Origin of the sequence: Aeromicrobium phragmitis (assembly GCF_003674095.1) — a bacterium.
Lineage (GTDB): Bacteria > Actinomycetota > Actinomycetes > Propionibacteriales > Nocardioidaceae > Aeromicrobium > Aeromicrobium phragmitis.
In genome coordinates this window covers 20,887-28,788 of the sequence record NZ_RDBF01000018.1, presented here as the reverse complement: position 1 = coordinate 28,788, position 7,902 = coordinate 20,887, and the positions used below count along the sequence as shown (strand labels likewise).

Here is a 7,902-nt window from a genome sequence, read left to right as displayed (position 1 = left end):
CGTTTTTCGCGGCTACTCGACCACCTGATACGGACGTAGGTGGTCGAGTAGTGGCGAGTTCTACGAGCCGCGTATCGAGACCAGTTGACGTGATGTGGGTCTCGATACGTCGGTCGCTGAGCGACCTCCTACTCGACCACCTAAACCGGCCTACGTGGTCGAGTGGGGTGCGACCGCGGCCGGGGTCGGCGAGCTCCCTCGTACGATGGGGCGGTGACCGCGACCGACCTGACTGCCGCGCTGGAGGCGTTGACCGCCGCTCGTGCCGAGGTCGTGCTGACGTCGTCCTCGGACCGCGCCGCCGACGCGGTGCGCGAGCGCGTGGCGGACGGAGTCCTCCGCCCCGGCGACCGGTTGCCGGAGGCGGCGATCGCCGAGGCGCTGGGGATTTCGCGCAACACCCTGCGCGAGGCGCTGAGCCAGCTCATCGCCGAGCGGGTCCTGGAGCGGCAGCCGCACCGGGGTGTCTTCGTGCGGGTGCCGACGGCGGAGGACGTCCGCGACATCTACCGCGCTCGTCGGGTCATCGAGCCGGGTTGCCTGCGGGCTCGACGCGACGGCCGCACCGACGCGGCGGCACTGCTGGCGGCGGTCACCGATGGCGAGAAGGGCCTGGTCGACGGCAACGGCGACACCGTGGCATCGGCGAACCAGCGGTTCCACCGCGGCATCGTCGGGCTCGCCGGCAGTTCGCGGCTGGACGCGGAGATGAGCCGCTTGCTGGCCGAGATGCGTCTGGTGTTCTTCCAGGCCGGTTCGGCCGAGGATTTCCACGGTCCCTACGTCGAACTCAACCGTGAGATCGCCGAGCACGTGGCCGCCGGCCGGATCGACGAGGCGGCGGCGTTGCTCGAGGACTACCTGACGCGGGCCGAGCGTCATCTGCTGTCGGCGTTCGGGCCGCTCAACGCATCGTGATCGGCTGAGCGGTCGACTCCATCACGCTCAACCACAGGTCGCCGTCGGGGTTGACCCGCTGGCTGCGCTTGGTGACCTCCTGGATGGGCAGGTGCGCGAAGCGGTGGCGTGGTCGGCCCACCACCATGTCGGTGCGTCCGGCCATCGCGGCGTGGACCGCGGCCTGAGCGAGGCGCGTGCAGTAGACCGAGTCCGCCGGATCGGCGGGCACCGACCGGATGATGTAGCCGGGGTCGAAGTGGCGCAGGGTCAGGGGCTCGTCGCGGTTCCGGAAGTCGCGAGCGATCTGGGCGCGCAGAAAGCCCGAGAAGTGGCCGAGAATCTGGTTGCCGCTCGCGTCGGTGCGACGGCTGGCGGGGATGAGGTCCTGCCCCGCGCCCTCGGCGAGGACGATGACCGCACTGCCGCGTTCGCGCACGCGTTTGCGCAGCTGCGCGAGCAGTCCGTTCTCGCCCTCGAGCGTGAACGGCACCTCGGGGATGAGCACGAAGTCGGCGTCGTGATTGGCCAGCGCCGAGTAGCAGGCGACGAAGCCGGCATGGCGTCCCATCACCTTGACGACGCCGACGCCGTTGATCGCCGCCTCGACCTCCACGCGGGCGGCCTTGATCGACTCGGCGGCCTTGGCGTACGCGGTCTGGAAGCCGAAGCTGGTGCCGATCAGCGGGATGTCGTTGTCGATCGTCTTCGGCACCCCGACCACGCCGATCTCGAGGCCGCGGTGCGTGACCTCCTCGGCGATGGCGTGCGCCCCCCGCATGGAGCCGTCGCCGCCGATGACGAAGAGGATGTCGACGCCGCGCGCGACGAGGTTGTCGACCATGACGCCGACGTCCTGGTTGCCGCGCGAGGAGCCGAGCACGGTGCCGCCGCGCTCGGCGATGGTCTTGACGAAGGACGGAGTGAGCTCGATCGGGTCCGGTGCGGCGCCGGGGACGAGTCCGGCGTATCCGTTGCGGAACCCGATGATGTCGGTGACGCCGTAGTGCTCGAACAGTTCCAGCACGAGGGCGCGGATGACGTCGTTGAGCCCGGGACACAGGCCGCCGCAGGTGACGATGCCGACCTTGGTGGTGGCGGGGTCGAAGAAGAGCTTGCGTCGCGGACCGCCCGGCTCGTAGGACGGCACCTCGGCGAGGGTGATGTCGCCGCGCCGCTGGAGCAGGGTGATCGTGTCATCGACCAGGACCCGGTCGTCCTCGGCGACGTAGTAGGCGTTGGTGGCGCGATCGGCGACGTACTCGGCCAGCGGCGAGTCGAATCTGGCTTCGCCGAGGGTGCGGACCTGCAGGTCCTGCAGCGTCAGGTCGTCATAGGTGACCACGCCTCAACCGTATCGGACGACGGCGGTGAGAGATTCCTGCCTCGGGTGCATCGTGGAACGCATCACGCCCCCTGATTTCGCCGAATTCCGACGGTATCCTGACGAGATGGCGCTTCCTGTGGATCTACGACGGCTTCCCGGCCGTTGGTGGCCGAGGCGGCGTCCCCTCCGCGCGGTGCACACCAACGCGGTGCTGCACGACGCACCGAGCCCGCGCGCCCGACTCCTGGGGCGCGGAACGCGTCTGACGATCAAGCCGTTGCTGCGGGTCGTCCCCATCCACGACCGCATGTTCGCGCGGCTGCGCTCCATCGAGCGGTACAAGCCGCGCGTCCCGAACGAGGGGATCACCTCCGAGTCCATCGACCTCGGCGGGGTGCGCGCCGAGCACATGCAACCCGCGGACGGACGGACGAGTGACGTCACGATCCTGTACTTCCACGGCGGAGGCTTCTTCACCGGCAGCGTCGAGTCGCACCGCAGCTTGTGCGAGCGGCTCGTGATGGAGACCGGCGGCGTGGTGGTCTCGGTCGACTATGTGCTGCTCCCTGACGGAACCGTCGCGGACGCGGTCGACGAGGCGATCACGGCCTATGAGGCGCTGCTCGCCGAGGTCGAGCACCCGGACAAGATCGTCGTCGGCGGCGACTCGGCGGGCGGCTACCTGACGATGAAGGTCGGCGAGCTCGCCACCCGTCGCGGTATCCAACCGCCTGCCGGTCTGATCGGTTTCTCCCCGCTGCTGAGTCTCGACCCCGAACGCACCGACAAGAACGTCGTCCGGGTCTCGCCGATGCGCGACGCCTACCTGCCGATCAGCCGGGTGGCCACGATGCGAGAGCTGTGGCTGCCCGAGGGCGCGGTGATCGAGGGGTTCGCTTCGCCGCTGCACGCGTCGGCGTACATCCAGTCGCCGGTGCACCTCGTGGCGGTCGAGGACGAGATGCTGCGCCCCGAGGTCGAGGCGTTCGCGTTGCTGCTGACCGACAAGGGCGTCGAGGTCGAGACGCACCTGTGGCGCGGCCAGCTTCACGCCTTCGTCTCGCTCGTCGACATCGTGCCCGACGCCGAATTCGCGCTCACCCTGGCCGCCGAGTTCGCCCGGCGCTGCGTCGGCGAGCAGCCCGAGCAGTCCGTCGTCGATGCCGCCGCCGACGACGAAGAGATCTCCGGCCACCTCGCCGGCTGACCCGGGTCCTCACCCGCCCGCGCCGCTCGCGCCGCCACTTACCGGCAGGCTTGACTGTTTTTGCTGGGCCGAGCATGCTGGGCCGGTGACCGCAGGAGAGGTGGCCGGTGCGCGTACGCCCCAGGGGGAGCGGACTCGGGCGATGCGCCAGCGTCTCATGGAGGCCACCGTCGACTCGCTCGTCGAGTTCGGCTGGGCGGGCACGACCACGACCGTCGTCAGTCGCCGCGCCGGGGTGAGCCGCGGAGCTCAGCTGCACCACTTCCCGAGCAAGCAGGACCTCGTCCTCGCCGCCGTCGGTTACATCAGCGAGCGGCGGCGCACCGAGCTCGAAGCCGGGATCGCCGACCTGCCCGAGGAGGGCCGGACTCGGGCCGTGCTCGAGGTGCTGGCCGACCATTTCACGTCGCCGGTCTTCTTCGCCGCGCTCGAACTGTGGGTGGCGGCTCGTACCGACGCCGGGTTGCGCGAGCAGGTCGGCGACCTCGAGCGACGGATCGGCCGCGAGACCCACGCGCAGGCCGTCGAGCTGCTCGACATCGACGAGACGCGCGGACGTAATCGCCAACTCGTGCAGGCGACGCTCGATCTCGTGCGCGGCCTCGGTCTGGCCGCCACACTGAGTGACGACTCCGCGCGCCGGGCCGCGATCCTCGACGCGTGGGCGACCACCCTCGACCACGAATTGGAGCGCTGACATGGCATCCGTCCTCGACTCGATCCTCGACGACCTCGCCGCCGAAAGCCTGCAGCTGGACGGTTGGGTCGGCGGACTCGACCACGCGGGCTGGCAGACCGTCACGACCCCGGAGGGATGGACGGTCGCGCATCAGATCGCGCATCTGCACTGGACCGACGTGACGTCCGAGCAGGCGATCCGTGACCGCCCGGCCTTCGACGAGGTCATGCAGGAGGCGGCCGCCGATCCAGAGCGATTCGTCGACATCGCGGCGGAGGAGCTGGCGCTGGAGCCACCGGACCAGCTGCTGCAGGCCTGGCGCGAGGGACGCGGGGCGCTGTCCGAGGCACTGCTGTCCGTGCCTGAAGGCGAGAAGGTGCCGTGGTTCGGGCCGCCGATGAGCCCCGCCTCGATGGCGACGGCGCGGATCATGGAGACCTGGGCGCATGCGCACGATGTCGCGCGAGCGGTGGGCATCGAGGTGCCGCGCACCGACCGCGTCCGTCACGTCTGTCATCTCGGTGTCCGCACGCGCGGCTTCGCCTACATGGTGCGCGGCGAGCAGGCCCCTGACGTGCCGATCCGGGTGGAGCTGACCGCCCCGAGCGGCGAGGTCTGGACCTGGGGGCCGGAGGATGCGGCTGAACGCGTGACCGGCGACGCCTGGGATTTCGCACTGCTCGCGACCCGGCGCCGGCATCGGACGGACGTCGACGTGCAGGCGCACGGGGTGAACGCCGATCACTGGCTCGACATCGCCCAGGCCTTCGCCGGCCTCCCCGGCAACGACCCCAAACCCCTCACCGACCGCTAACCGGGTGGTCGAGTAGGCGGAGCTCCACCCAATAGGTGGTCGAGTAGGCCGGAGCTCTGCGGAGGCCGTATCGAGATCGCGTAGCGTGACTGGTCTCGATACGCGGCTCGTCCCTCGCCGCTACTCGACCACCTAAGTCACGCCATAGGTGGTCGAGTAGGCCGGAGCTCTGCGGAGGCCTGTGGAGCCATCGCAGGAGGGGCGTAGCCGCGATGGAGCGAGACCGCGTAGCGTGACTGGTCTCGATACGCGGCTCGTCCCTCGCCGCTACTCGACCACCTATCCCGGGTGTAGGTGGTCGAGTAGGAGGTCGCTCAGCGACCGACGTATCGAGACCGCGCGATCTGGCTCAGGCGAGGAGGGCGGCAAGGGTGAGGAAGACGACGAACGCCGCGACGAAGAGCGCGGTGCGCACCGTCCCCACCCGCAACAGGTGACGTTCGACTTCGGTCATGCTCTGATCGTAGTTCGACTCCTCGTCGCGCACCATACGAGAGCCATGACTAGAGTGTTCGCCATGCCGAACATTCGGTCCATCGGGGCGATCGTGACGGGCGCGGCCCTGCTCGCGGCGTGCACGCCGGCGCCCGCTGAGGTCGACGAGCGCCCCTATGTCGTCGCGACCTTCACGGTGGTGGCGGACATGGCGCGCGAGATCGGCGGCGACGCCGTCCGGGTCGAGTCCCTGATCCGTCCTGGCGCGGAGGTGCACGGCTACGAGCCCACTCCGGGCGATTTGCGTCGCGCCGACGCTGCTGATTTGCTCATCGACAACGGTCTGGGCCTCGAGGCCTGGTTCGGTCAGTTCACGCAGCGTCTCGACGTGCCCAGAGTGGTGGTCAGCCGCGACACCGACCCCCTCCCCATCGTCGACAGCGAGCACGCCAACCCGCACGCCTGGATGTCGCCGCGAGAAGCGCAGCGTTACGTCGACGTGCTCGAGGAAGCGTTGATCGACCTCGCGCCCGATGCCGCCGACGAGATCGCGGCCCGCGCCGACGACTACCGCACCGAGCTCTCGGCGATCGAGACCGAGTTGCTCGATGCGCTGGCCAGCCTCCCGCCCGAACGTCGCGTCCTGGTCACCTGCGAAGGCGCCTTCTCGTACCTCGCCCGCGACGCCGGCCTGGACGAAGTGTTCCTCTGGCCGGTCAACGCGGAGCAGCAGACCACCCCGCAGGGGGTGCTCGCCGTCGCGCAAGCCGTGGAGGAGCGTGGCGTTCCCGCGGTGTTCTGCGAGTCCACGGTCTCGGACCGCACGATGCGCGAGATCGCCGAGGAAGCGGGGACGCGGTTCGCCGGCACGCTCTACGTCGACTCGGTCTCCGCGGCCGACGGCCCCGTCCCCACCTATCTCGACCTCCTGCGGCACGACGTCCGCACCATCGCCGCCGGTCTGGGAGGAGGCGCGTGACGGCGATCGACGTCCGCAGCGTCAGGGTCCGCCGCGGCGACGCCACCGTGCTCCACGACGTCTCGGTGCAGGTCGAGCCGGGCGTGGTCTGCGCGCTCATCGGCATGAACGGCTCGGGCAAGACGACCCTGTTCGATACCCTCGCCGACCGCACCCGGCCGATCGGCGGTGAGGTCCGGATTCTCGGCGAGTCTCCGGCGCGAGCCCGTCGCCGTGCCGCGCTGGGGTACGTGCCGCAGAGCGAGCGGATCGACTGGGACTTCCCGGTCAGCGTCCGTGAGGTCGTCGCGATGGGACGGCAACGCGGCGGCCGGTGGACCAACCGGATCAGCGCCACCGACCGGGCCGCGGTCGACGAGGCGATCGCGCGGGTCGGTCTGCTCGGACTCGAGGATCGCCAGATCGGGCAGCTCTCCGGCGGGCAGCGCAAACGCGCCTTCGTCGCGCGGGGGCTCGCGCAGCAAGCGCAGGTGCTGCTGCTCGACGAGCCCTTCGCCGGGGTCGACCTGCCGAGCGAGATGGCCCTACGTCAGGTGGTCGGTGACGCCGCGGCGAGCGGCGTCACGGTCCTGGTCTCGACGCACGACGTGCATGGCCTTGCCGACTGGTGCGACGCCGCGGTCATCCTGCGTGCGGGGCGCGTGGTGACCGCTGGTCCCGCCGCCACTGCCGTCACGCCGGAGTATCTGGCGCAGGCGTTCGGCTGGGAGGGCGACGCATGATCGAAGCGTTCGGGTACTCGTTCATGCAGGTCGCGCTGTTGGTGACCGTCGCCTCGGCCGTCGTCTGCGCGCTGTTGAGCTGCTGGATCGTGCTGGTCGGGTGGTCGCTGATGGGCGATGCCGTTTCGCACGCCGTGCTGCCGGGGGTCGTTCTCGCGTACGTCATCGGATGGCCGTTCGCGATCGGGGCGCTCGCGTTCGCCGTGCTCGCCGTCTCGTTGATCGGCGCGGTGCGCTCCGGCCCGACGAAGGAGGACACCGCGATCGGCATCGTCTTCACGAGCCTGTTCGCGCTGGGGCTCGTGCTGATCTCGGTGGTCCCGAGTCAGATCGACCTCGGCCACATCCTGTTCGGCAACGTGCTGGGAGTGAGCGACGCCGAGGTGATGCAGGTCGTGGTGCTGGCCGTCCTGGTCTCGGTCGTGCTGATCGTCAAGCGCCGCGACCTGGTGTTGTGGGCGTTCGACCCCGCGCACGCGCACGTCGTCGGCATGTCGCCGCGGCGGCTCACGATGCTGCTGCTCGGGCTGCTCGCGATCACCACGGTGGTCGGGCTGCAGGCGGTCGGCGTCATCCTCGTGGTCGCGATGCTGATCATCCCCGGTGCCACCGCGCGGCTGCTCACCGAACGCTTCACTCGGATGCTGGTGCTCGCGCCCGTCGTCGCGGTGGTGGCGTCGATCGCCGGGCTGACCGCGAGCTTCCATCTCGACGTCGCGCCCGGCGGGATGATCGTGCTGGGTCAGGCGGTCGCGTTCGCCCTGGCCTATCTCGCCGCGCCGCGCACCGGGCTGCTGACCCGATGGCGGCGGCTCCGCGAGACCGATCGACTAGCCTGAGAC

At 70.0% G+C, this 7,902-nt stretch carries 8 protein-coding genes; 7 read left to right on the top strand and 1 reads right to left on the bottom strand.

What is annotated here, in order from left to right; translation table 11 throughout:
- Positions 1 to 213: 213 nt before the first annotated feature.
- Positions 214 to 918 carry a GntR family transcriptional regulator gene (locus D9V41_RS16000; protein WP_121795592.1) on the top strand — a complete coding sequence of 235 codons (705 nt, stop codon included), beginning with the start codon at positions 214 to 216 and terminating at the stop codon, positions 916 to 918.
- On the opposite strand, the gene D9V41_RS15995 is transcribed toward D9V41_RS16000, so the two are convergent.
- Positions 905 to 2,242 (bottom strand): ATP-dependent 6-phosphofructokinase, encoded by a 1,338-nt coding sequence (locus tag D9V41_RS15995; RefSeq protein WP_243697315.1) that lies wholly within the window; start codon positions 2,240 to 2,242, stop codon positions 905 to 907. The genes D9V41_RS16000 and D9V41_RS15995 overlap by 14 nt on opposite strands.
- A gap of 106 nt (positions 2,243 to 2,348) precedes the next feature.
- Here D9V41_RS15995 and D9V41_RS15990 point away from each other — a divergent pair, with 106 nt between their 5' ends.
- From D9V41_RS15990 to D9V41_RS15965, 6 genes are all read left to right on the top strand, one after another.
- On the top strand, positions 2,349 to 3,431 hold the full coding sequence (locus D9V41_RS15990; RefSeq protein ID WP_133434222.1) for an alpha/beta hydrolase: 1,083 nt from the start codon (positions 2,349 to 2,351) through the stop codon (positions 3,429 to 3,431).
- 85 nt (positions 3,432 to 3,516) lie between these two features.
- On the top strand, positions 3,517 to 4,128 hold the full coding sequence (locus D9V41_RS15985) for a TetR/AcrR family transcriptional regulator (protein WP_341770335.1): 612 nt from the start codon (positions 3,517 to 3,519) through the stop codon (positions 4,126 to 4,128).
- A gap of 1 nt (position 4,129) precedes the next feature.
- Positions 4,130 to 4,924 carry a TIGR03084 family metal-binding protein gene (locus D9V41_RS15980; protein WP_121795589.1) on the top strand — a complete coding sequence of 265 codons (795 nt, stop codon included), beginning with the start codon at positions 4,130 to 4,132 and terminating at the stop codon, positions 4,922 to 4,924.
- Between the two features lie 517 nt (positions 4,925 to 5,441).
- Complete coding sequence (locus D9V41_RS15975) at positions 5,442 to 6,338, top strand: metal ABC transporter solute-binding protein, Zn/Mn family (RefSeq protein ID WP_121795596.1); 897 nt, start codon at positions 5,442 to 5,444, stop codon at positions 6,336 to 6,338.
- Positions 6,335 to 7,060, top strand: a complete 726-nt coding sequence (locus D9V41_RS15970) for a metal ABC transporter ATP-binding protein (protein ID WP_121795588.1) — start codon at positions 6,335 to 6,337, stop codon at positions 7,058 to 7,060. The genes D9V41_RS15975 and D9V41_RS15970 overlap by 4 nt, the downstream gene beginning before the upstream one ends.
- Complete coding sequence (locus tag D9V41_RS15965) at positions 7,057 to 7,899, top strand: metal ABC transporter permease (protein WP_121795587.1); 843 nt, start codon at positions 7,057 to 7,059, stop codon at positions 7,897 to 7,899. The genes D9V41_RS15970 and D9V41_RS15965 overlap by 4 nt, the downstream gene beginning before the upstream one ends.
- Positions 7,900 to 7,902 lie beyond the last annotated feature (3 nt).